Origin of the sequence: Micromonospora sp. NPDC003816, from assembly GCF_042874705.1 — a bacterium.
Taxonomy (GTDB): domain Bacteria; phylum Actinomycetota; class Actinomycetes; order Mycobacteriales; family Micromonosporaceae; genus Micromonospora.
Genome location: NZ_JBIANP010000004.1, coordinates 84,444 through 106,789, shown reverse-complemented (window position 1 = coordinate 106,789; position 22,346 = coordinate 84,444). Strand labels below are relative to the sequence as shown.

Below are 22,346 nucleotides of genomic sequence, written 5' to 3'. Positions count from 1 at the left end.
CTCCGGCTCCGGCTGGCGGTCGCTGGACGTCGGATCTCCCTTCGACTATCCCCGCCAGGGCATCCTCTATGTGGCCGCGCACCTGCCCCGGCCCGGTGTCTCCGGGCTACCGGACGCCGCCGGGGAGGAGTTGCTCTCGCTGGTCACCGCGCTCGGTGGCCGTACGCTCGGGCTGTTCTCCTCCCGGCGGGCCGCGCAGCAGGCGGCGGAGTTGCTGCGGGCACGCACCGACCTGCCGGTGCTGCTCCAGGGCGAGGAGGCGCTGCCGCTGCTGGTGCGCAGGTTCCGCGAGGAGCGGTCGAGCTGCCTGTTCGGGGTGATGTCGCTGTGGCAGGGGGTGGACGTGCCCGGCGACTCGTGCCAACTGGTGGTGATCGACCGGTTGCCCTTCCCCCGGCCGGACGAGCCGCTGGCCGCCGCGCGGGCGGCGGCGGTGGACGCCCAGGGCGGCTCCGGCTTCGCCGCCGTCAGCGTCCCCATCGCGGCGGTCCGCCTGGCCCAGGGGGTCGGGCGGCTGATCCGGGCCAATGGTGACCGGGGCGTGGTGGCGGTGCTCGACTCGCGGCTGGAGACCGCCCGTGGGTACGGGCCGTTCCTGCGCCGGTCGCTGCCGCCGTTCTGGTACACGACCCGCCGTGAGGTGGTCCAGGGCGCGCTGACCCGGCTCGCCGCCGACTGACCGGGCCGGGCAGGGCCCGGCCCGGCGCTGCGGGTCAGGGAGCGCGGGAGGCGACGACCACCGCGTCCGGCGGGGTGTCCGGCACGGTGCGCGCGGCGAGGCGGCGGACCGCCGTGTTGAGCACCGCGATCAACGGCACGGCGACCAGGGCGCCGGTGATCCCGGCGAGCACCACGCCGGCGGCCAGCCCGATGATCACCGCGAGCGGGTGGATGGCCACCGCCCGGCCCATGATCAGCGGCTGGAGGATGTGCCCCTCCACCTGCTGTACGCCGATCACCACGCCGAGGATGATCAGCGCGGTCACCGGGCCGCTGTCGACCAGCGCCACCAGCACCGCCACGCCACCGGAGAGGGTGGCGCCGACGATCGGGATGAACGCACCGAGGAAGACCAGCGCGGCCAGCGGGAACGCGAACGGGATGTCGAAGATGACGAGGAAGATGCCGATGCCGACGGCGTCGATGAACGCGACCAGCACCGTGGCCCGGACGTAGGCGCCCAGGGTCGCCCAGGAGGCCCGGCCGGCGTCGTCGACCTTCCAGCGTGCCGCCACCGGCAGCAACCGGACCAGGAACCGCCAGATGACGGTGCCGTCGCGGAGGAAGAAGAACGCCGCGAAGAGCACCAGGACCGTGCCGGTCAGCACCTCGGCCAGGGTCGCGGCGGTGGAGAGGGCGCCGCTGGTGAAGCGCTCGGTGTTGTTGTTGACGAACTGCTGGACCTCCTCGATGTACCGGTCGAGGTCGTTGTCGGAGAGGTGCAGCGGCCCGGTCTTGAGCCAGTCCTGGATCTGTTGCAGGCCCTGGGTCGACTTCGCGGCCAGCTCCGGTACGCCCTTGATGAACTCGTTGACCACCAGGGTCAACGTGCCGATCACCGCGGCCAGGCCGGCGACCAGCACCACCGCCGTCGCCAGCGACCTCGGGAACCGGGCCCGCAGCAGCCACCCGACGGCAGGCGCCAGCAACGCCGACAGCAGCAGGGCGACGGCGAGCGGAATGATCACGATGCTGATCGTGCTGACGACCTTCACCAGCGCCCAGAACACGACACCGACCACGATCAACCGCCACGACCAGCCGGCGGCGATGCGTAACGCGTGCGGCACGTCCGCGTCGTCACGACTGGAGGTGGAGGCGGGCCCGGGCTCCGGGGACTCCTCGTCGACCACGGTGGCGGTCGGCGACGCCACCGGACCGGGCCGCGACGGCGAGGCCGTAGCGGCGGGCTCCGGGACGTCCGGCGGCCGGTTCCGGGCGGTACGCACCGAATCCCGACCCGACTCGTACGCGCGACGCACGCGGCTGCGGATCCGCTCGAACCGGCTCACGGGCACCTCCAGGCAGATTTCGGCCCGCGCATGGGCGCCAGGGGCGGACAGGATACGTCCGACCGCTCCACGGTAGGGCAAACTTCCGCCACACATTGCCCCCACGGACGGCTGCCCAACCCGGGTGACCACCGGCGGCGCGCCGGAGGCGACACGGTAGCGTCTGCGGCGTGACAGCGGACCCGAATCTCGACTCCGGCCTGCCCATCCGGCTGCTGCACGACCGCGTGCTGGTGCGGGTGGAGGGAAGCGAGGGCGAGCGCCGTTCCACCGCCGGCATCGTGATCCCCGCGACCGCGGCCGTGGGCAAGCGCCTGGCCTGGGCCACCGCCGTGGGAGTCGGGCCGCACGTACGCTCGATCGTCTCCGGCGACCGGGTGCTCTTCGACCCGGACGACCGCTCGGAGGTGGAGTTGCACGGGCGCGGCTACGTGCTGCTGCGCGAGCGCGACGTGCACGCGGTGGCCGCCGAGCGGGTCGAGGAGGACGCCACCGGGCTCTATCTGTGACCCCGGCGGCACCGAGACACCCGAAGGCACCAGGACACCCGGCGACGACTGCGCCCCTCGTGGGCTGCCCGACCGTCCCCGGACGGCACTGACACCGTCCGCGTCGTTTGCCACGCTCCCCGGCGGGAAGCCAGCCGCACCACCGGCCCTGGGGAGGGACGATGCCGGTATTCGTGAAGAAGGTGCTGGCCTGGGGCAGCCTCGCGTTCCTGATCTATTTCATGGCCTTCCGGCCGGAGGGCGCCGCCCAGATGTTCCGGTCGATCGGAGCGGCCCTGATGATGATGGCGCAGGGGCTCGGGGACTTCCTGACCAGCCTGATGGCCTGACCGGGCACCCGTCCGCTCAGCGGTGGCCCGGCGGCCAGTGCGCGGGCGGGTGCTGCCCGTGCCAGCCGTACGGGCCGTACCCGGCGGGGTAGGCGGGCGGCGGTGGTGGCTGCGGCGGCGTGAGCACCACCGGGATGGGCACCACCGGCTCGTCCGGTGCCTCGACCGCCCGCTGGGAGCCGTCCGGGAAGCGCAGGTGGTACCGCTCGCCGTCCCAGACTCCCACCGGGGTCTGCGGATCCCGGCCCACGAAGTACGACCGGTACAGGCTGATCGAGTCCAGTAGCTCCCGTTCCTCCCGCGCCGTCCGTTCCCGGTCGGCGGGCCGACGGTCCAGACCCCGCGTCACGCCGTCGCGCAGCAGCGCCAACCGGGTCGCCGCGAACTGGTAGCCGCGCATCGCCCGCAGCCCGGCCTCGCCACCCACCCGCTGGGCCCACACCCGGGCCGCGTGCCGCCGCCCGAGGCTGCTCAACGCCGCCACCTCCGGCGGGGTCAGCCAGCCGGCGCGGACGTAGTCGGGCAGGGTCCGCTCGGTGAGCCGGCCCTCCCAGGCCCGCAGCCAGACCGCGAAACCGACCATGCCGAAGAAGATCGGCACCATCACCCCGACGATGCCGACCACCGAGATCAGCACCTCGCCGGTGGCCTCGGCCAGCGTCGGCAGCAGGTTCCACGCGCCGTGCAGCATCATCGCCAGCAGCAGACCGGCGACCGGGGCGAAGAAACGGACCCGCCGGTCCGCCGCCCGGGCGGCGATACCGAGCCCGATACCCGCCAACGAGGTGAACAGTGGGTGGGCGAAGCCGAACAGCAGGATCCGGCCGATGAAGATGGCGATGACCTGCTGCGCACCGGTCGCCGGGCCGTACTGCTCGACGCCGGAGGCGTACCCGAGGCCGCCGAGGTAGAGGATGTTCTCCACCATCGCGAAGCCGATCGCGGAGAGTCCGCAGTAGACCAGCCCGTCGGTGATGCCCGACCACTCCCGCCGCCGGAAGATCAGCAGCAGGATCGGGCCGAGGGTCTTGGTCAGCTCCTCGATGAACGGCGCGACCAGCACCGCGGTCAGACCGGCGGGCAGTCCCTGGTCGTCGAACCAGTTGGCGGCCGTCTCGTTCACCAGCAACGAGATCGAGGTGGAGACGAAGGCACCCCACGCGAAGCAGAAGACGAGGTATTTCAACGGCTCCGGCTCGTACCGGTCGAGCCAGAGAAAGCAGGCCACCAGCACCGGGACCGGCAGGATCGCGGCGGCCGTACCGACCAGCAACGCCTCCCCGCCGAGACTGGCACCGAGCGTGAAGATGATGAAGATCGCGCTGGCCGCGATCACCAGGATCACCCCGGCCAGCACCAGCGCCCGCCGCCAGCGGAACCGGCGACGCGGCATGCCGGGCGTACCGGGGCCACCGGGTGGCGCGCCGGGCACGGGAGGCGACGGCGGCAGGTATCCGCCGGACGGGGTGTCGGCCATGCGGTCAGCGTAGTCATGCCGAGCCCACCCGGCCCGGCGCATCGGCACACCGCCCCCGGCTCAGCCGACCGGGGGTGCGGTGGGCGCCTTGGCGGCCGGTTCCGGGCCGGACGGCGCACCCGGCCGGTCCAGCTCACCGAAGGACTGCCGGACCAGCCGGTTCGCCTCCTCCTGGCTGATCCCCGACGCCACCATCAGGTCGCTGGCGGTGGTACGCACCTGGGCCACCACCACGCTGCCGGAGAACCCGACCCCCTCGGCGTACGCCCGGCCGGCCTCGCTGACCGCGCGCAGCGACCGTTCCCGGGCCTGCTCGGGCTCCTCGCCCTGGGCGAACTCCTTCTTGAGCAGACGGACCGACTCGGCGAGGTGTGCGATCGCGTCCGGCATCGGCCCCGGGACCGGTTCGTCGTCCTCGACGAGGGTGACGGCCCGCCGGATCAGCGTGCCGCTGTTGCGCATCGCCCGGTCGATCGGCTCGGCCGCCTCCGCATAGTGGGTCAGTTCGCTGCGCCGGTGCCAGCGTGCCGGGGAGAGCAGGGCGGTCTCCTTCGCCCCCTCGATCGCCTCGCTGAGTGCGGACAGTTCCTCCTTGTTGTTCCGCAGCCGGTCCAGCGCCTCCTGGATCCGGTCGCGGTCCCGGTCGCGCAGGCCGTCGGCGGCGTTGTCGAGTTGCTCGGCGAGCAGGTCCAGGGCCGGCCGGGCGGCGCGGTTGAGCACCCGTAGCGGGTTGAGCGGCAGCAGGACGGCGGTGACCAGCAACGCGATGCTGCCGCCGACGAGCGCGTCGATGAACCGGGGGATCTCCAGGTCCTCGACGGAGGGGCTGAGCGTCGCGATCAGCACCGCGGTGGCCGCCGCCTGGATGACGATGGCGACGCTGCCACCGGCGAAGATGGTGAGCAGGATCGCCGAGGTGACGATCAACGCGAGCTGCCACGGACCGGTGCCCAGGAAATAGACCAGCAGGTCGCCGACGAACACCCCGACACCCACCCCGATGATCAGCTCGGCGGTCCGGCGGAACCGCTGGCCCACCGAGACGGCGAGGGTGCCGACCGCCGAGATCGGGGCGAAGACCGGCTGCGGGTTGCCCAGCAGTTCGTGCGCGGCCACCCAGGCCAGCCCGGCCGCGAGACCCGCCTGGAGGGCCAGGGCGAGCGACATCCGGACCCGGTGCAGGCGGTCCTTGAGGGTGGCCTTGCCCCGGTGGTGCAGTTGCGCCACCGTCTCCGCGATCCGCTGGGTGTCCACGTCCGACAGGCCGTCCCGCATGCGGTTGCCGCGTAGCAGGGTGAATCGTCGGTCCCGGGCCACCGCCATGGCCGCGACTACCCGCCGCACGTCGGGACATTCCTCGCCGACCGGGTGCATCCTCCCGTCGGGTGACGGTCCGCCCGTCCCGGAACACTGCCGGACGCGACGCCCGCCGGAGGCGGTTCGGGCCGGGCCGGCACGGATCCGGAACCGCCGCGACGCGGACTCCCGGCCGGTGCGGCAGACTCGTCCGGGTGACGGGGTTGACGCACCGGTGGCGCGCTGCCGCCCTCTCGGCGGGCGCGACCCGGCCGACGGCGGTGGACGACGCCGGGGCCGAGCTGGTCGCCCGGTGGCAGGAGCCGCACCGCCACTACCACACCCTCGACCACCTGACCACCGTGCTCGACGTCGTCGACCGGTACGCACCCGCCGCGCACCAGCCCGATCTGGTCCGGCTCGCCGCCTGGTGCCACGACGCGGTGTACGACCCCCGGGCGCCCGGCGACCGCAACGAACGTGACAGCGCGGCGCTCGCGGAGGTCCTGCTCACCCGGGTCGGGCTGCCCGCCGCCGAGGTGGCCGAGGTCGGCCGGTTGGTCCTGCTCACCGCCGGGCACGCGGTGGACCCGGCGGACGCCGACGGCGTACTGCTCTGCGACGCCGACCTGGCGGTGCTGGCCGCACCCGAGCCGGAGTACGACAGGTACGCGGCGGCGATCCGGCGGGAGTACGCCCACGTGCCGGAGCCGGACTACCGGGTCGGTCGGGCCCGGGTGCTCTCCGGGCTGATCGCCCTGCCCGCGCTGTTCCGGTCAGCTCCGCTGGCCGACGCCGGACAGGCGCGGGCCCGGGCCAACCTGACCCGCGAGCTGGCCGCCCTCACCGGCCGGGACCCGGGCGGCGAGGTGTTTGGGGCGACGTAGGCCGGTGGCCCGCAGGAGCCGGGCGATCTCGCGACTCGGCACCACCTGCGCGCCGAGCCAGACCGCCATCGCGAAGCGTTCCGCCGGGATGTCGTAGTGGTCCCGGTCGAAGCCACGCCGGGGAGCGCCCAGCGCCTCGGCGAAGGCGTGCAGCTCGGCGACGGAGACGTCACTGATCAGGTGGGACCAGAGTCGGCCCCGTGCCGGCCAGGCCGGCCGGTCCACGTAGATCACGGCAGCCACGGTACCCGGCACGGCCCCGAGGTTGATGATCACCATCGGCCGGTCGTAGCCTCGGCCCCATGGCCAGCCTCCTCGACGACCTCCGCGCCGCGCTCGGCCCGGACGCGGTCCTCACCGACCCGGACCTGCTGCGCGGGCACGAGCGGGACGAGGCCGACCTGTGCGCGTCCGGCACCCCACTGGCGGTCGTCCGGCCGCGCAGCACCGAGGAGGTGGCCGCCGTGGTCCGGGCGGCCGGGCGGCACGGCGTACCCGTGGTGCCGCAGGGCGCGCGGACCGGTCTGGCCGGTGCGGCGAACGCCGTCGCGGGCGCGGTGGTGTTGAGCACGGTGGCGATGGACACCATCCTGGAGATCGACCCGGTGAGTCGGATCGCGGTGGTCCAGCCCGGCGTGGTCAACGCGGCGCTCAGCGCCGCCGTGGCCGAGCAGGGCCTGTGGTATCCGCCGGACCCGGGTTCCTGGGAGTCGTCCACGATCGGCGGCAACGTCGCCACCAACGCGGGCGGGATGTGCTGCGTCAAGTACGGCGTCACCACCGAGTACGTGCTCGGCCTGGAGGTGGTGCTCGCCTCCGGTGAGGTGCTGCGCACCGGCCGGCGTACCGCCAAGGGGGTCGCCGGGTACGACCTCACCCGGCTCTTCGTCGGCTCCGAGGGCACCCTCGGGGTGGTCACCGAGGTGACCGTGGCGCTGCGGCCCGCTCCGGCGGAGTCGTTGACGATGGTGGCGGTCTTCGGCTCCACCGCCGAGGCGGGCGACGCGGTGGCCCGGATCGCCGCCCGTGGCCTCTCCCCCAGCCTGCTCGAACTGCTCGACCGCACCCACCTGGTGGCGATCGAGGCGTACCGGCCGATGGGGTTGCGCACCGACGCCGAGGCGCTGCTGCTGGCCGCCGCCGACACCGGTCCCCGCGCCGCCGAGGACCTCGCCGAGCTGGCCGCCGTCTGCACGGCGGCCGGTGCCGCCGAGGTGTACGCGGCCACCGACGCGGTGGAGGCCGCCGCCCTCCTGCAGGCCCGACGCCTGGCGCACCCGGCGATGGAGAAGTACGCCTCGGACACGTATCCGGACGGCAACGGTGGGCTGATCATCGACGACGTGGCGGTACCCCGGGCGGCGTTGGCCGCGCTGCTCGACGGGGTCGCCCGGATCGCCGCCGAGTGCCGGGTGCCGATCGGTGTGGTCGGTCACGCCGGTGACGGCAACATGCACCCCAACATCGTGGTCGACCGGGCCGATCCGGCCAGTCTGGAGCGGGGCCGCCGGGCCTTCGACGAGATCATGCGACTCGGCCTGGCACTCGGCGGCACCTGCACCGGCGAGCACGGCGTCGGGCTGCTCAAGCGGGAGTGGCTGGCCCGCGAGATCGGGCCGGTGGGCGTCCGGGTGCATCAGGCGATCAAGGACGCACTCGACCCGGCCGGGCTGCTCAACCCCGGCAAGGTGCTCTGATCCGGGCCGTCCGGGGGCGGGGTGTTTCTGACGGGCCGCCTCAGCCGACCATCTCGGCCGGGGTGTTCTGGGTGAGCAGCAGCAGGATCTCCTCGGCCACCTCGGGTCGTTCCTCGCCGGGGCAGTCCTGCGAGGTGATCAGGCCCGCCGAGGTGAGCAGGCTGGACGTCAACGCGCCGACGCAGGTGACCCGGTAACCCCGGGCCTCGTCGGTCTCCCGGGCCAGCCTCGGATCGGCGAGCAACTGCTGCAACCGCTCGCGGAGTTCCTCGTTGAGTGTGCCGGTCGAGGTGACGCCGTCGCCGGCACAGTCGATGCACTCCCAGCGGCCGTCGGGGGTCACGTTCAGGGTGCGCAGCGGCCCGTCGCTGCCGAGGTTCTGCAACAGGCTGACCCGCCCCTGGCCGCTGGTCGCGGCGCCGCCGGAACCCGGCTGGTCGGCGGCCGGTCCGCTCACCGACGTCTCCGGTTCGGCGCGCTGGCCGAACGGGGCGCATCCGCTCAGGGCGACCACCACCAGGGCGGTGACGGGCAGGGACAGCAGCCGTGACCAGGGTTGCGCTATCACGCGCGGAACTTACCTTACCGTAGGTAGGACACGGAACCGTCCGGACGGACATCCACCGGCAGCGATATCCAGAATGGACCTGGTCAGCGCGGCAGCCCCGCCGCCCCGTCGTCGGCACCACGGTCCGCCGGATAGCCGCGCACGTCCGGCGCACCCAGCCGGGCGGCGTCCGCCGTCGCGTCGTCCGGCATCAACTGCGACTGCCGCTCCGCCTCCACCCGTGCCCGGTAGTGCGTCACCTCACGCTCCCGCCGTGCCTCGTCCCAGCCCAGCACCGCACCCATCAACTCGGCCGCGTGTCCGGCCGACTCCAGCCCCCGGTGCGTGGTCTCGAAGGAGACCCGGGTACGCCGGGTGAGCACGTCCTCCAGGTGCAGCGCGCCCTCGGCACGGGCCGCGTAGGTCACCTCCGCCGCGAGGTACTCCGGCGCACCGGCCAGCGGAGACGCCTGCAACGGGTCGGCGTCGATCAGGGCGAGCAGGTCCAGGGCCAGGCTGCCGTAACGCTCCAGCAGGTGCTCGACCACACCGACCGGCACCCCGTGCCGGCGGGCCAGGTCGGCCCGGTCCCGCCACATCGACGCGTACCCGTCCGCGCCGAGCAACGGCAGGTCGGCGGTGCGCGAGGGACGTGCCCCGAGCCGGTGCGCGGCCCGGTCGACCACGTCCGAGGCCATCACCCGGTACGTCGTGTACTTGCCGCCGGCCACCAGCAACAACCCGAGCATCGGCTCGATGACGGCGTGCTCCCGGGACAGCTTCGAGGTGGAGTCGGCCTCGCCGGCCAGCAACGGGCGCAGCCCGGCGTAGACGCCCTCGATGTCGGCCGTGGTGAGCGGCCGGTCCAGCACGGTGTTCACCTGTTGTAGCAGATAGTCGATGTCGCTGGCGGAGGCCGCCGGATGCGAGCGGTCCAACTGCCAGTCGGTGTCCGTGGTGCCGATGATCCAGTGCCCGCCCCACGGGATCACGAACAACACGCTCCGGGCGGTACGCAGGATCAGCCCGGTCTCACCGGTGATCGCCGAGCGGGGCACCACCAGGTGCACCCCCTTGGACGCCCGGACCCGGATGCCACGTCGCAACCCGACGTCGTCGAGCATCCGTGACATGTCGTCGGTCCACACGCCGGTGGCGGCGATCACGGTGCGGGCGCGTACCTCGAACTCGCCCTCCGGGGACCCGGCGGGCGACTCCAGGTCACGGACCCGCACCCCGGTCACCTCCCGGGCCTGCCGGATCAACCCGACCGCCCGGGTGCTGCTCACCACCGTCGCACCCAGGCTCGCCGCGGTCCGGGCCAGCGTCACCACCAGGCGGGCGTCGTCCACCTGACCGTCGTAGTAGCGGATCGCGCCGGCCAGTCCCTCGGTCCGCAGGCTCGGGAAGACCCTGCGGGCGCCCTCGCGGCTGAGGTGCCGGTGCAACGGCATGCCCCGGCCACCGCCGAAGAGACCCGCGAAGGCGTCGTACGCGGCCACCCCGGCGCCGTAGTAGGCCCGCCGCAGCACCCGGGCCGGAAGATCGCGTACGCCCTGCCCGGCGGGAAGCGGCACCAGGATCGGCACCGGACGCACCAGGTGCGGCGCCAGCCGGGTGGCCAGCAGACCCCGCTCGGTGAGCGCCTCGTGCACCAGGTGGAACTCCAACTGCTCCAGGTAGCGCAGGCCGCCGTGGATCAGTTTGCTGGACCGGCTGGACGTGCCGGCCGCGAAGTCGCGGGCCTCGACCAGGGCCACCTTCAGCCCCCGGGAGGCCGCGTCGACGGCGGCACCGGCACCGGTCACACCACCGCCGATGACCAGAACGTCGAAGCGCTCGGCCCGTAGCCGACGCAGGTCGTCGGCCCGGCGGGCGGGCGAGAGCTGGCCGGCAACGGATCGCAAGACGTGGGGATCGCGCACCCGTCCACGGTAGCCGCAGCGATCACCTGGTGGCATGCCACGGCCGCCGGGGACGACCGGTGGAGGCCGGACCGTAGGGTGTGCGGATGCGTGACGATCACTTGACGTCCGGTGACGCCGGGAGCCCCTGGGCCGTTGTCGCGGCGGTGCTGGTCGGCGGGGCGACAGTCACCATCGCCCTGTTGACACAGGCCGGTGGCTGGCTGGTCGACCAGGTGCTGCTGCTCAGCGGGCTGGACCGGTTCGTGCCGCTCTGGCCGCTGGCCGCACTGTTCACCGTGCTCCTGATCGGTGCCGCCACGCTGCCGCTGGCCCTGGTCCCCCGCTCGACGACGATCCGCGCCGCCGGCCGGGGCTGGCTGGTCGGGGCGCTCGCGATGGGCGTGCTCGGGCTGCTGCGGACGATCCCCCCGGTGCACCACGAGGCGTACCTGGCCGCGCTGGCCGTGACCGCCGCGCTGCTGGCGCTGCTCGCCCACCGGCTCTCCCCCCGTCTGGCCCCCGCTCCCCGCCCGGCCCGTCCCGGTCCACTCCCGCCGCCCGGGTGGCACACCACACCGCCGGGTTGGCCCACGACGCCGCCAGGTCCGACCGGGGCGGGGCCGGAGTCGTTCGGCGAGCAGGCCGTCCCCGCGCCGGGCGGCGATCGGGCCGAGCCGGTGGGTGATCCGCCGGGCACGGCCGGACCCGACCCGGCCGCTCCCCCGGCTTCCCGGCCGACCCCGGTGACCCTGCTCGGCATCGCGGGCGGGCTGGTCCTGCTGATGCCCTGGGTCCGGTTCGGCGCGCTCGGCGGGCTGCTGGAGACGGTGCTGGCCGGGCTGGCCGCCGCCGCCGTGGGCGCGCTGGCCGCCGAACTGCTGGACGCCCGCTTCTGGGGCCACCACGAGGTCGGCGAGCCACCCCGACCGGCCCGGCTGGTGCTGCTCGGCGGGCTGGTCGCCGGCGTGGTGCTGCTGCTGGTCGGCGCCGGTACCGGTCAGTCGGGTGCCCAGTTGCCGCTGCTGCTGACCCTGCCACCGGCCGCCTTCGCGCTGGCCGCGCTGCGGGCCCTGGCCCGGCGTGCCGACCGGCGGCACGGTCGCCTCCCCACCGCCTGGCTGGTCGGGCTGGGCGTGTTCGGTCCGCTGGCCTTCACCGACCCGGAGGAGGTCACCCTGCTCCTGTCGGGCAGCCGGGACATCCCGTTCTGGGTGGCCGTCACCACCGGCGCCGGGCTCCTCGTCGCGCTGCTGCTGTCGACCGCGTACGCGGTGGTGCTGGCCCGGCCCTCGGCGCGCCCGCCGCGCCGGGCCACCGCCTGGACGACCGCCGTGGTGATGCTGCTGACGGTCGGCGTCGGTGGCGTCGTCGCCGGCCAGCCCGGGCTGCACGGGGAACGGTTGTTCGTGGTGCTGCGTGAGCAGGCCGATCTGACCGGTCTGCCCGCCGGGGCGGGGAAGGCAGGTCGGGACGCCCGCGCCGAGGAGGTCTACCGGCGTCTGGTCGACACCGCCGAGCGGACCCAGGCCGATTTGCGCCGGGACCTGCGCCGGCTACGGCTGGACCACACCGCCTACTACCTGGTCAACGCGATCGAGGTGGACGGCGGGCCGGTGACGCGAGCCTGGTTGTCGACCCGACCCGAGGTGGCGAAGGTCCTGGTCAGCCAGCGGCTGCGTCCGCTACCGGTGCCGGACGGTACGACGCGCGGCGACGCGTCCGCGCCGACCGGCCCACCCTGGAACATCACCATGATCGGTGCGGACCGCGTCTGGTCCGAGCTGGCGGTGACCGGCGCCGGGGTGACGGTGGGGAGTTCGGACTCCGGAGTGGACGGTGGACATCCGACCCTCGCCCCGGGTTTCCGGGGCGGTGACGACTCGTGGTTCGACCCCTGGAACGACACCCGTACGCCGACCGACCGCAGCGGGCACGGCACCCACACGGCGGGCAGCGCCGTCGGGCGGGGTGGTATCGGTGTGGCACCGGGGGCGCAATGGGTGGGCTGCGTGAACCTCGACCGCAACCTGGGCAGCCCCGCCGCGTACCTGGACTGCCTCCAGTTCATGCTGGCGCCCTTCCCGCCCGGCGGCGACCCGTTCGCGCAGGGGCGCCCGGCCCGGGCCCCGGAGATCCTGACCAACTCGTGGGGCTGCCCACCGATCGAGGGCTGCGACCCCCGGGTGCTGCTGCCGGCCGTCGACGCGCTGGAGGCCGCCGGGATCCTGGTGGTGGCCGCCGCCGGCAACACCGGCCCGTACTGCCGGTCCATCCAGGACCCGCCGGCCCCGTACCCGGACGTGCTGACGGTCGGTGCGGTGGACGAGCGGCGGCGGGTCACCGACTTCTCGTCCCGGGGACCCGCCCCGTCGGGCGTGAACAAGCCGGACCTGGTGGCACCGGGGGCGGACGTCCTCTCCGCGATGCCCGGGGGCGGTTACGCCACGCTCGCCGGTACGTCGATGGCGACCCCGCAGGTGGCCGGCGTGGTGGCGTTGATGTGGTCGGCCAACCCGGACCTCGTCGGTGACCTGGACCGGACCCGGCGGATCCTGCGCGAGACGGCCACCCCGATCGACGCCCCGACCGGCTCCGGCAACTGCGGCGGTACGGCGAACGTGGCCGGCGCCGGGCTGGTCGACGCGTACGCCGCCGTCGAGGCCGCCCGGGACTGACGCCGGATCACGGACTGACACCGGACTCGATGTGATCTAGGGTCGGCTGCCATGGACGCGACCACCATCGCCGAGTTGACCGTCGAGCGGGCCGCCGAGGTGGTCGAGCTCTGTCGCCGGGCGCTCGACCTGCCGGAGGACGCGGCCGAGGCGGAACCGCTCGTGGCGACGCTCTGGCACCGGGCCGCCGTCGACCGGCCGGTGCGGGTGTTCGGCGCGTACCGGGGTGACGACCTGGTCGGGGTCCTGATCGGATCGCACTCCGGCGAGGCGGGGCACGTCGACCTGCTGGCCGTGCACCCGCGGGTACGCCGTCAGGGCGTGGCCCGGGCCCTGCTCGGGCACGCCGAACGGGCGCTGGCCGAGTCGGGCGCGGTCGAGATGGTGCTCGCCGGCAACCCGCCGTACTACGGCTGGCCCGGCATCGACGTCCGCTACACCCCGGCGATCTGTCTCGCGCTCGCCCTCGGCTACCGCCAGGACCGCACCGCGTGGAACATGACCGCCGACCTGTCGTCCGACTCGTCACCGGCGCTGCGCGCCACCGAGGCGGCCGAGGCCCGGCTGGCCGGGCAGGGCGTGACGGTACGCCGGGCCGAGCCGAGCGACCTGCCGGCGCTCACCACCTTCGCCCGTACCACCTTCGGCGGGGCGTGGGACGGCGAGCTGGCCGGTTCGGTGGGTCGCCCCGACGCCGGCTGCCATCTGGCCGAGCGCGACGGTGAGCTGCTCGGCTTCGCCGCGTACGGATCGTCCCGGCCGAGCTGGTTCGGGCCGATGGGCACCGTCCCCGCTGCCGAGGGGTCCGGCATCGGCGGCGTCCTGCTGCGACGCTGCCTGCGGGACCAGCGGACGGCCGGCATCGAGTTCGCGCAGATCGGCTGGGTCGGTCCGGTGCCCTTCTACTCGCGCAGCGCGGGTGCCCGGATCGAGCAGGTCTTCTTCCTGTACCGCAGGGCGCTCGGCAGCCCGAACGAGTCAACCGGCGCATAGGCGCCGATACCACCGTTCACCCTCCCCGGTCATCGACGCCCCCTACGGTTTTGCGTAGAGGAGGCAGCCATGACCACGGATGACGAGCAGACCCGGGACACCCTGGCGGTGCCCTTGGTCGCGGTTCCCGAACTCCCGGCCCAACTGCCGATCGACCGGCTGGACTACGGCGACGCCGAGCAGTTGGCGGAGATGACCGGTGCAGCCGAACCACCCGAGGAGCCGCTCATCCTGGTCGACGAACCGGCACCGCACCGCCCACCGTACGACCGGGCGCAGCAGCGGCGCGACGAGCGGCCGCTACCGACATAGGAAAAGGGCGGACCGCTGACGCGGCCCGCCCTTTCCGGCGTGTGGAGCTGGACTCAGAAGTCCATGTCCCCGCCACCCGGACCAGCCGGGGCGGCCGGGGTCTTCTCCGGCTTGTCCGCCACGACGGCCTCGGTGGTGAGGAACAGCGCGGCGATCGACGCGGCGTTCTGCAGCGCCGAGCGGGTCACCTTGGCCGGGTCGATGATGCCCGCGGCCAGCAGGTCCACGTACTCACCCGACGCGGCGTTCAGGCCGTGACCGGCGTCGAGGTTGCGGACGCGCTCGACGACGACGCCACCCTCCAGGCCGGCGTTGACGGCGATCTGCCGCAGCGGGGCGTCCAGCGCGATCTTGACGATCTGCGCGCCGGTCGCCTCGTCGCCGGCCAGGTCCAGCTTGTCGAAGGCGGTCTTGCCGGCCTGCACCAGCGCGACACCACCACCCGGGACGATGCCCTCCTCGACGGCGGCCTTGGCGTTGCGGACGGCGTCCTCGATGCGGTGCTTGCGCTCCTTGAGCTCGACCTCGGTGGCCGCGCCGACCTTGATCACCGCAACACCGCCGGCCAGCTTGGCCAGGCGCTCCTGCAGCTTCTCCCGGTCGTAGTCGGAGTCGCTCTTGTCGATCTCGGCCCGGATCTGGTTCACCCGGCCCTGGATCTGCTCGGCGTCACCGGCACCGTCGACGATGGTGGTCTCGTCCTTGGTCACCACGACCTTGCGGGCGCGGCCCAGCATGTCGAGACCGGCGGCGTCCAGCTTGAGGCCGACCTCCTCGCTGATGACCTGACCACCGGTGAGGATGGCGATGTCGGTCAGCATGGCCTTGCGGCGGTCACCGAAGCCCGGCGCCTTGACGGCGACCGACTTGAAGGTGCCCCGGACCTTGTTGACCACCAGGGTGGCCAGGGCCTCGCCCTCCAGGTCCTCGGCGATAATCAGCAGCGGCTTGCCGCCCTGCATGACCTTCTCCAGGATCGGGAGCAGGTCCTTGACCGACGAGATCTTGCTGTTGGCGATCAGGATGTACGGGTCGTCGAAGACGGCCTCCATACGCTCCGGGTCGGTCATGAAGTAGGCCGAGATGTAGCCCTTGTCGAAGCGCATACCCTCGGTGAGCTCCAGCTCCAGCCCGAAGGTGTTGCTCTCCTCGACGGTGATGACGCCTTCCTTGCCCACCTTGTCCATCGCCTCGGCGATGATCTCACCGACGGTGTTGTCACCGGCGGAGATGGAGGCGGTGGAGGCGATCTGCTCCTTGGTCTCGACGTCCTTGGCGAGCTTCAGCAGCTCCTCCGAGACGCTGGCCACGGCGGACTCGATGCCACGCTTCAGGGCCATCGGGTTGGCACCGGCAGCCACGTTGCGCAGACCCTCGCGAACGAGAGCCTGGGCCAGGACGGTCGCCGTCGTCGTGCCGTCACCGGCGACGTCGTCGGTCTTCTTGGCGACCTCCTTGACCAGCTCGGCGCCGATCTTCTCGTACGGGTCCTCGAGCTCGATCTCCTTGGCGATGCTCACACCATCGTTGGTGATGGTGGGGGCACCCCACTTCTTCTCGAGCACGACGTTGCGGCCCTTGGGGCCGAGGGTCACCTTCACGGCGTCGGCGAGCTGGTTCATGCCCCGCTCGAGGCCGCGGCGAGCCTCTTCGTCGAACGCGATCATCTTGGCCATACGGCGTTGTCCTCCTGGACACTCACGGACCAGCCGGGGTGTGCCCCGGACGGGCCGTCTGGTGTACGCACCTTGGGACGTCGCCACCTGGCGACGGCGACGTCTCCTCGGCCGGGCCGGATAGCCCGCGACGACCGGCCACTGCCCCGCCCGAGGTGATCCCCCGGGTGCGACGGTGGCCCCACCGTCCCGACCAACTGGCACTCACGCCATGCGAGTGCCAATGACTTGTTTAGCACTCTGCCCTGCCGAGTGCAAGCACGACCGCCGTGATCAGCCGAGTTCATGGGCCAGTTGGGCGTCGTTCACCGGCCCCTCGTGTCCCCGCTGCTCGGCGTACGTGACGACCAGCCCGACCAACTGGGCAAGCTGGCCCGGCAGGGTGAGCAGCGCCGCCAGCACCGTCACTACGACCGTGCCCGCCGTCACAGTCCGGGTCTCCATCGGGCCGGTGCCGATCAGCAGCAGGCCCACCTGCTCGATCGCAGCCGCGACCAACGACACGGCGATCACCGCGCCGATCACCAGCGCCAACCGGCCGAGCAGCAGGCCCAGGCGCTGCCGCAGCATCTGGTGCGAGCGGCCGATCGGGTTGTCCCGCTCGAACAGGTAGACCGGGCCGACCATGGCCAGCGCGAACACCGCGTAGATGCCGGGCAGGAAGCAGAGGCAGAGGCCGAACAGCACGATCATGCCGAACAGCAGGGTCCATCCCCAGAGCCCGAGCGCCCGCCGGACCCCGTAGCGCATGGCCGCGCCCAGGTCGACCGGCGTACCGGCCGCCTGCCGGGCGATCACCCAGGTCCCGGCCGCCCAGCCCACACACTGCACCAGGCTCGCGATCAGACCCGCCCCGAAGAGGCTGCCCACCCACACGAGGCTGTCGGCCCAGAATCCGGAGGGCAGCGCGCTGCTGTCGTCGGCAAGCTGCTCCTCCCAGCGCGCGGTGGGGTCGATCACCAGCGCGAGCACCGCCAGCACCACCGCCGGCAGCACCTGGGTCAGCAGGACGATTGGCAGCAGGAGCGACCAGCCCCGGCGGAGCGCGCCGACACAGCGCGCGTACCAACCACCTACACCGGCACCGGGCGGATTCACCAACGGGCTGGCCGGGTCGAGGCCGTACCCCGGTTGCGGGTACCCACCGTAGGGCGACGTCGGATATGGCTGGCCCGGGTAGGGCACCGGCCCCCCGACCTGACCCGGGTACGGCTGACCGGGATAGGGCTGGCCCGGATAGGGGGCGGTCGGGTCGACCGGTGGCCGCCCGTCACCCCGATCGGGCTCGTTCGCCGGCGGGGTCGGCTCGTTCGCCGGCGAAGGCCGGGCCGGCTCGTCGGGGGACGAGGACGGACCCGCCGGGGGCGGCTGGTCGGACATGGACGCTCCTCAGCGATGGCTGGATCGGCCCATGATCTTCCCTGGTCGGCCCCGGCGCCGCTGCCCTGCACCGGCCACGATCCCATAACCCCACCCGAGGATCAGCCGGCGAGGTGGACGCGGCGGGTGACTCAGATGGCGCGGACCCGCTCGGCCTGCGGGCCCTTCTGGCCCTGGCCGATCTCGAACTCCACCCGCTGGCCGTCGTCCAGCGCCTTGTAGCCGTCCATCTCGATCGCGGAGAAGTGAACGAAGACGTCCTGCCCGCCGTCGACGGCGATGAAGCCGTAACCCTTTTCGGCGTTGAACCACTTCACGGTGCCCTGTGCCACGGTGTTGTCCTCACTCTGCGCGGCGTACCACAACTCCGGGCACCGGCACGCCGAACACCCGGAGACCACCGGTTTCAGCGATCCGCGACGACCCCGAAAAACGGTGACCGAAATCGCACGGTACACGAGGCGTGACGACCGCGCACGACCACAAATCGGGCATATTCCGACTGACGGCATCGCCGTACGTCATTGTGGTAAGCATGCCGACATGACCAGCGCGCTCGACGAGACCAGCACCCTGCGGGCGGACGTCCGTCGGGTCGAGCCGGCGGACGCCGCCCGGATGCGGGCCCTCCGTCTGGAGATGCTCGCCGACGCCCCGCTGGCCTTCCTGGAGACGATCGCGGAGGCCGCCGCGCGCCCGCACGCCGAGTACGCCGCCCGCGTCGCCCAGGTCTCGGCCGGCACCCACACCGCCCAGTTCGTGGCGGACCCCGGTGGCCGACTGGTCGGGCACGCAGGTGGCGTCGCCCATCCCACGGAACTCGCGGTCACCGTGGTCTACGCGGTCTACGTCACCCCGACGTGGCGCGGCACGGGCCTGCTCGCATCCCTGATCGATGCGGTCGGCGCCTGGTCACGGGAGTGCGGGCGGCAGGAGCTGATGCTCGAAGTCGTGGTGGGCAACGACCGTGCCTACCGCGCCTACCAGCGGATCGGCTTCGCCGACACCGGCGTACGGGTGCCGCACCCGACCGTCCCCGCCCTCCGCGAACTCCAGATGCGCCGCCGGGCGTAGTAGGTGTGGGTGGGGGTTTCCGGGCAGCCCACCCTGCTCCGGGCGGTCAGGCTTGATCCCTCCGCAGGGTGGGCTGCCCGGAAACCCGACGTGGTCCGGCTGGTCGGGTGGGCCTGCCCTCGGATCGGACCGACCCACTCCCCTCGCCCTGCTCGGTAGCGACGGTCGCGGGCTGGCCAGGGTGTCCGGCGGATGCGGCGGGTGCCAGGTCTCCCGCGCCGCCTTTGCTCTGCTTCAACCCACGCAACGAACAGGGCGATTCGTTCCTCCTGGCAAATGCCGCACTGGCAAAGCCATGACAATTGACCAGAACCGGTGCGTTCTCCCGAAAGTATTGCGTGGAGTGAAGCAGAGCAAAGGCGGCAAGGCGCAGTACCGCCGCCCACCGTCCGCCTCCGCCCCACCCCGCCCCGAACCGCCCCGAGCCGAACCGCCCAAGCTCAACTCAGCTCAACTCAGCTCATGCTCCAACGGTGACCCAGCAGGGTTCCGGGGCAGCCTGACCCGCGCAGGGATCAAGCCTGACCGCCCGGAGCGGGTCAGGCTGCCCCGGAACCCCCACCGTGAGAAGACCCGAACCCCCCACCGTGAGCAGCAGACCTAGGCGTGCCGCCGACTCTGCACGATGCGGAAACGGTTGGCGACGTACGCCCCGTCGGTGAGTGCCGAGTTGGCCGCCGCGTTCGCCCCGCTGCCGTGGAAGTCGGAGAACGCCGCCGACTGGTTCACGAAGACGCCGCCGGTGAGGTTGCCGGACAGGTGCACTCCGACCTCGATCGCGGCGTTCTCGGCGGCGTCCAGCACCGCCTCGTCGGTGGAGTAGACGGCTGCCGTGAGCGCGCCCTTCTCCCCCACGGTCGCCCGGAGGATGTCCAGGCTGTGCGTGGTGGAGTCGGTGGCGATGGCGAAGGAGATGGGTCCGAACCACTCCCGCGAGTAGGTCGCGGTGTCGCCGGCGTCCAGCTTGACGACGGTGGGCGTACGGACCACCGCGTCCGGGAACGACGGGTGCGTGACGGTACGCGACTCCAGCACCGGCGTACCGACCTTGGTGACCTCGTCGAGGCGGTCCAGGACGCCGTCGTTGACGATGGCGCCGGTCAGCTCGACCCCACGCGCCGGGTCGGCGGTGAGCTTGCCGACGGCGGCGGCGATCCCGGCGGCCACCTCGTCGAAGCTCTTGTGTCCCTGGTCGGTGTCGATGCCGTCGCGGGGAATGAGGATGTTCTGCGAGGTGGTGCACATCTGGCCGCTGTAGAGCGTCAGGGTGAACCCGAGGTTGCGGCACATGCCGGCGAAGTCGTCGGTGGAGTCGACCACCACCGTGTTGAGTCCGGCCTTCTCGGTGTAGACCGCCGCCTGGCGGGCGTTGGCCTCCAGCCAGTCGCCGTACTCGGTGGAACCGGTGAAGTCCACGATCTTGACGGCCGGGTGCAGGGCCAGGGTCGAGGCCAGCTTCTCGCCGGGCGCCTCCGGGGCGAGCAGGACCAGGTTCGGGTCGAAACCGGCCTCGGCGAGCACCTGCCGGGCGTAGCGCACCGTCACGGCCAGCGGGAGTACGGCGCGCGGGTGCGGCTTGACGACCACCGGGTTGCCGGTGACCAGCGACGCGAACAAGCCCGGGTAGGAGTTCCAGGTCGGGAACGTGTTGCAGCCGATGACCAGGGCGACTCCTCGCGGCACCACATGGAACGTCTTGGTCATCCGCAGCGGGTCGCCCTTACCGGCGGCCTTCTCCCAGGCGGCGGTCCCCGGGTGGCGGGTCATCTCCGCGTACGCGTAGGCGACGGCCTCCAGCGCCCGGTCGAGCGCGTGCGCGCCGCCGGCCTGGAAGGCCATCACGAATGCCTGCCCGCTGGTGAACTGCACCGCGTTGGCCAGTTCGAAGACGTTCTTGTGCAGCCGGTCGAGGATCTCCAGGCAGACCCCGACCCGCGCCTGCGGACCGGCGTCCCGCCACGCGGGCAGCGCCGTGGACGCGGCGGCGACGAGCTGTTCGGCGGTGGCGTGCGGGTAGCGGACGTCCAGCGGGACGCCGAAGGGGCTGGTCTCGGTGGCTACCTGGTCGCCGTCGCCCGGCTGGTCGAGCGGGAAGTCTCCACCCAGGTACGCCTCGAATGCGGCCTTGCCGTCGGCGGCTGCGGTCTCGCCGTACACCCGGGGGCTGGGTGATTCCGGGTAGGCGGACCAGTACCCGCGCTCCGTGATCGCGGTCAGCGCGCGGTCGAGGGTCTCGGCGTGCCTGTCGTACAGGGGGTGCGGGGTCTCCGTCATGCCCGCCATCATGCAACAGGAAGCCCCGCGATCAGTAGGGGCGTGTCACAGCTCAGACGTCGAGTTGCCAGTTGCTCCAGCGATCCATCACCCGGAAACCGAGCTGCTCGTTGATCGTGATCATGTGATCGTTGCTGTCCGCGTTGAAGGTGTCGATCACCTGGATCGCGGGTTCGTGGGCGAGCAGGTGACGAAGGTTCTCGATCTTCGTGAGCAGGCCGAGGCGGCGGCCCCGGTGCTCCGGGTCGACGATGGTGATCTGTTGGAAGGCGTGCCAGTCGGCGGTCGGTGACATGTCGAGCAGGGTCCAGGCGACCAGCCGACCGGACTCCTGATGCCGTACGCCCGCGTGGTAGCGCCGTTTGCCGCGCGCTTCGAGCGCCCGCTCGGTGCCGCGTACCCGCTCCGCGTCGACCTGCTCGGGCTCCCATGCCAGGTCACCCATGGGCGCGTCGGCCAGCAGCCGCCCGTCCAGGTACGCGACGTCGGCGATCAGATCGTCCGGCGTACCCCCGCGCCAGAACAGCACCTCGTAGCCGGTGGCCCGGGATCGTGCGTCGGCCAGCAGCGCGTCCAGGGCGGCCTGGTCCAGTTCGGCGACGTGCAGTCGCCGTCGTACGTCGGCCAGGGCGTCGACCGCGCCGACGGTGGCGGCGAACCGGGCGGCCGGGGCGGGGTGGTCGGGATCGTCGCGCAGGTGCGCCCGGCTCAACGCACTGACCCGTTTCCGCCCGCGTTCGCGCAGTACGCGCAGGCCGCGCTCGAACAGCGCCCGACCGACTCCCCGGCTGCGATGGTCCGGGTGCACGACCAACTCGCCGGAGGCGTTCTCGGTGTTGTCGAGTTGCGGCAGGTCGAGCAGCAGGTAGCCGGCCGGGGTGCCGTCGACGTGGGCCAGCAGGGCGAGGGTCTCGGTGCCCGGCATCGGCTGGTGGAACAGCGAGGTGAACCGCTGCCGACTGAACGGGGGGTAGTCCGGCAGGTCGGTCGCGGTGTAGTCGGCACCGATCCGGTACGCCTGTTCGATGGCCGACTCGTCGTCGGGACCGAAGGAGGTGATGGTGATGGCCATCTCCGCAGCCTGCGGGACGACCGACGAAGGGGCCAGCGATTATTCGCCGGCCCCTTCGGAAAGCTTGGTCGGGAGGGACGATCGCACAACGCCTCCGGCGCTGGGTCGTAAAGACTGAAAGTCTACGGCGAAACGCCCTCCCGCACGAAGCATCTTGCGCCGCCCGGTTCCTGCCGTCAAGTACTCGACGGCGTGTTTTCCGCACTCACCGCTAAAAGCCCGTTACCCG

At 72.5% G+C, this 22,346-nt stretch carries 19 protein-coding genes and 1 pseudogene; 9 read left to right on the top strand and 11 right to left on the bottom strand.

Annotated features, from left to right (window positions below):
- Nucleotide 1 precedes the first annotated feature (1 nt).
- Nucleotides 2-679 (top strand): annotated as a pseudogene (locus ACFYTT_RS16120) (ATP-dependent DNA helicase); the annotation flags it as partial.
- Nucleotides 680-713: 34 nt separating this feature from the next.
- Here the strand turns inward: ACFYTT_RS16120 and ACFYTT_RS16115 are convergent.
- On the bottom strand, nt 714-2,066 hold the full coding sequence (locus ACFYTT_RS16115) for an AI-2E family transporter (protein WP_387260440.1): 1,353 nt from the start codon (nt 2,064-2,066) through the stop codon (nt 714-716).
- 116 nt (nt 2,067-2,182) lie between these two features.
- Between ACFYTT_RS16115 and ACFYTT_RS16110 the strand changes: the two genes are divergently transcribed.
- Nucleotides 2,183-2,521 carry a co-chaperone GroES gene (locus tag ACFYTT_RS16110; RefSeq protein WP_131057469.1) on the top strand — a complete coding sequence of 113 codons (339 nt, stop codon included), beginning with the start codon at nt 2,183-2,185 and terminating at the stop codon, nt 2,519-2,521.
- Nucleotides 2,522-2,682: 161 nt separating this feature from the next.
- Entirely contained in the window at nt 2,683-2,850 is a 168-nt protein-coding gene (locus ACFYTT_RS16105) for a hypothetical protein (protein ID WP_162854396.1), read from the top strand.
- Between the two features lie 16 nt (nt 2,851-2,866).
- Here the strand turns inward: ACFYTT_RS16105 and ACFYTT_RS16100 are convergent, their stop codons facing one another.
- Complete coding sequence (locus ACFYTT_RS16100) at nt 2,867-4,369, bottom strand: PrsW family intramembrane metalloprotease (RefSeq protein ID WP_357210252.1); 1,503 nt, start codon at nt 4,367-4,369, stop codon at nt 2,867-2,869.
- A gap of 18 nt (nt 4,370-4,387) precedes the next feature.
- A complete protein-coding gene (locus ACFYTT_RS16095; RefSeq protein ID WP_236145890.1) occupies nt 4,388-5,602 on the bottom strand; it encodes an aromatic acid exporter family protein in 1,215 nt (404 codons plus the stop codon).
- Between the two features lie 236 nt (nt 5,603-5,838).
- On the opposite strand from ACFYTT_RS16095, the gene ACFYTT_RS16090 reads away from it, so the two are divergent.
- Nucleotides 5,839-6,510 carry a metal-dependent phosphohydrolase gene (locus ACFYTT_RS16090; RefSeq protein ID WP_387259939.1) on the top strand — a complete coding sequence of 224 codons (672 nt, stop codon included), beginning with the start codon at nt 5,839-5,841 and terminating at the stop codon, nt 6,508-6,510.
- Here the strand turns inward: ACFYTT_RS16090 and ACFYTT_RS16085 are convergent.
- Nucleotides 6,400-6,789 carry a DUF4031 domain-containing protein gene (locus tag ACFYTT_RS16085; RefSeq protein ID WP_387259936.1) on the bottom strand — a complete coding sequence of 130 codons (390 nt, stop codon included), beginning with the start codon at nt 6,787-6,789 and terminating at the stop codon, nt 6,400-6,402. The two genes, ACFYTT_RS16090 and ACFYTT_RS16085, sit on opposite strands and share 111 nt — an antisense overlap.
- Nucleotides 6,790-6,812: 23 nt before the next feature.
- Between ACFYTT_RS16085 and ACFYTT_RS16080 the strand changes: the two genes are divergently transcribed.
- Complete coding sequence (locus tag ACFYTT_RS16080; protein WP_131054856.1) at nt 6,813-8,207, top strand: FAD-binding oxidoreductase; 1,395 nt, start codon at nt 6,813-6,815, stop codon at nt 8,205-8,207.
- A gap of 40 nt (nt 8,208-8,247) precedes the next feature.
- Here ACFYTT_RS16080 and ACFYTT_RS16075 read toward each other — a convergent pair whose 3' ends face one another.
- Together ACFYTT_RS16075 and ACFYTT_RS16070 are read right to left on the bottom strand one after the other, a co-directional pair.
- Complete coding sequence (locus ACFYTT_RS16075) at nt 8,248-8,775, bottom strand: hypothetical protein (protein WP_387259933.1); 528 nt, start codon at nt 8,773-8,775, stop codon at nt 8,248-8,250.
- Between the two features lie 83 nt (nt 8,776-8,858).
- Nucleotides 8,859-10,715 carry a glycerol-3-phosphate dehydrogenase/oxidase gene (locus ACFYTT_RS16070; protein ID WP_387259930.1) on the bottom strand — a complete coding sequence of 619 codons (1,857 nt, stop codon included), beginning with the start codon at nt 10,713-10,715 and terminating at the stop codon, nt 8,859-8,861.
- Between the two features lie 50 nt (nt 10,716-10,765).
- Here ACFYTT_RS16070 and ACFYTT_RS16065 point away from each other — a divergent pair, with 50 nt between their 5' ends.
- The 3 genes from ACFYTT_RS16065 (at nt 10,766) to ACFYTT_RS16055 (ending at nt 14,641) form a co-directional block, all read left to right on the top strand.
- Nucleotides 10,766-13,336 carry a S8 family serine peptidase gene (locus ACFYTT_RS16065; protein ID WP_387259927.1) on the top strand — a complete coding sequence of 857 codons (2,571 nt, stop codon included), beginning with the start codon at nt 10,766-10,768 and terminating at the stop codon, nt 13,334-13,336.
- Nucleotides 13,337-13,387: 51 nt separating this feature from the next.
- Nucleotides 13,388-14,329, top strand: coding sequence for a GNAT family N-acetyltransferase (locus tag ACFYTT_RS16060; RefSeq protein WP_387259924.1), 942 nt, complete (start codon nt 13,388-13,390; stop codon nt 14,327-14,329).
- A gap of 69 nt (nt 14,330-14,398) precedes the next feature.
- A complete protein-coding gene (locus ACFYTT_RS16055) occupies nt 14,399-14,641 on the top strand; it encodes a hypothetical protein (RefSeq protein WP_236145715.1) in 243 nt (80 codons plus the stop codon).
- Between the two features lie 53 nt (nt 14,642-14,694).
- Here the strand turns inward: ACFYTT_RS16055 and groL are convergent, their stop codons facing one another.
- From groL to ACFYTT_RS16040, 3 genes are all read right to left on the bottom strand, one after another.
- Nucleotides 14,695-16,317 (bottom strand): chaperonin GroEL, encoded by a 1,623-nt coding sequence (gene groL / locus ACFYTT_RS16050; RefSeq protein WP_131053051.1) that lies wholly within the window; start codon nt 16,315-16,317, stop codon nt 14,695-14,697.
- 273 nt (nt 16,318-16,590) lie between these two features.
- Nucleotides 16,591-17,697, bottom strand: coding sequence for a hypothetical protein (locus ACFYTT_RS16045; protein ID WP_387259921.1), 1,107 nt, complete (start codon nt 17,695-17,697; stop codon nt 16,591-16,593).
- Between the two features lie 131 nt (nt 17,698-17,828).
- On the bottom strand, nt 17,829-18,029 hold the full coding sequence (locus ACFYTT_RS16040; RefSeq protein ID WP_131053053.1) for a cold-shock protein: 201 nt from the start codon (nt 18,027-18,029) through the stop codon (nt 17,829-17,831).
- A 211-nt stretch (nt 18,030-18,240) separates the two neighbouring features.
- Between ACFYTT_RS16040 and ACFYTT_RS16035 the strand changes: the two genes are divergently transcribed.
- A complete protein-coding gene (locus ACFYTT_RS16035; protein WP_357210235.1) occupies nt 18,241-18,771 on the top strand; it encodes a GNAT family N-acetyltransferase in 531 nt (176 codons plus the stop codon).
- Between the two features lie 600 nt (nt 18,772-19,371).
- On the opposite strand, the gene paaN is transcribed toward ACFYTT_RS16035, so the two are convergent.
- Both paaN and ACFYTT_RS16025 read right to left on the bottom strand, forming a co-directional pair.
- Nucleotides 19,372-21,045 (bottom strand): phenylacetic acid degradation protein PaaN, encoded by a 1,674-nt coding sequence (gene paaN, locus ACFYTT_RS16030; RefSeq protein WP_387259917.1) that lies wholly within the window; start codon nt 21,043-21,045, stop codon nt 19,372-19,374.
- Nucleotides 21,046-21,097: 52 nt separating this feature from the next.
- Nucleotides 21,098-22,117, bottom strand: coding sequence for a GNAT family N-acetyltransferase (locus ACFYTT_RS16025; RefSeq protein WP_176095367.1), 1,020 nt, complete (start codon nt 22,115-22,117; stop codon nt 21,098-21,100).
- Between the last annotated feature and the right edge of the window lie 229 nt (nt 22,118-22,346).

Bases quoted from the DNA above. Each gene is read 5' to 3' on its own strand.
- paaN (WP_387259917.1), bottom strand. From the start codon at position 21,045: ATGACGGAGACCCCGCACCCCCTGTACGACAGGCACGCCGAGACCCTC.
- ACFYTT_RS16085 (WP_387259936.1), bottom strand. From the start codon at position 6,789: ATGGTGATCATCAACCTCGGGGCCGTGCCGGGTACCGTGGCTGCCGTG.
- ACFYTT_RS16035 (WP_357210235.1), top strand. From the start codon at position 18,241: ATGACCAGCGCGCTCGACGAGACCAGCACCCTGCGGGCGGACGTCCGT.
- ACFYTT_RS16065 (WP_387259927.1), top strand. From the start codon at position 10,766: ATGCGTGACGATCACTTGACGTCCGGTGACGCCGGGAGCCCCTGGGCC.
- ACFYTT_RS16100 (WP_357210252.1), bottom strand. From the start codon at position 4,369: ATGCGCCGGGCCGGGTGGGCTCGGCATGACTACGCTGACCGCATGGCC.
- ACFYTT_RS16105 (WP_162854396.1), top strand. From the start codon at position 2,683: ATGCCGGTATTCGTGAAGAAGGTGCTGGCCTGGGGCAGCCTCGCGTTC.
- ACFYTT_RS16055 (WP_236145715.1), top strand. From the start codon at position 14,399: ATGACCACGGATGACGAGCAGACCCGGGACACCCTGGCGGTGCCCTTG.
- ACFYTT_RS16045 (WP_387259921.1), bottom strand. From the start codon at position 17,697: ATGTCCGACCAGCCGCCCCCGGCGGGTCCGTCCTCGTCCCCCGACGAG.
- ACFYTT_RS16060 (WP_387259924.1), top strand. From the start codon at position 13,388: ATGGACGCGACCACCATCGCCGAGTTGACCGTCGAGCGGGCCGCCGAG.
- ACFYTT_RS16070 (WP_387259930.1), bottom strand. From the start codon at position 10,715: ATGCCACCAGGTGATCGCTGCGGCTACCGTGGACGGGTGCGCGATCCC.
- groL (WP_131053051.1), bottom strand. From the start codon at position 16,317: ATGGCCAAGATGATCGCGTTCGACGAAGAGGCTCGCCGCGGCCTCGAG.
- ACFYTT_RS16080 (WP_131054856.1), top strand. From the start codon at position 6,813: ATGGCCAGCCTCCTCGACGACCTCCGCGCCGCGCTCGGCCCGGACGCG.
- ACFYTT_RS16025 (WP_176095367.1), bottom strand. From the start codon at position 22,117: ATGGCCATCACCATCACCTCCTTCGGTCCCGACGACGAGTCGGCCATC.
- ACFYTT_RS16095 (WP_236145890.1), bottom strand. From the start codon at position 5,602: ATGCGGGACGGCCTGTCGGACGTGGACACCCAGCGGATCGCGGAGACG.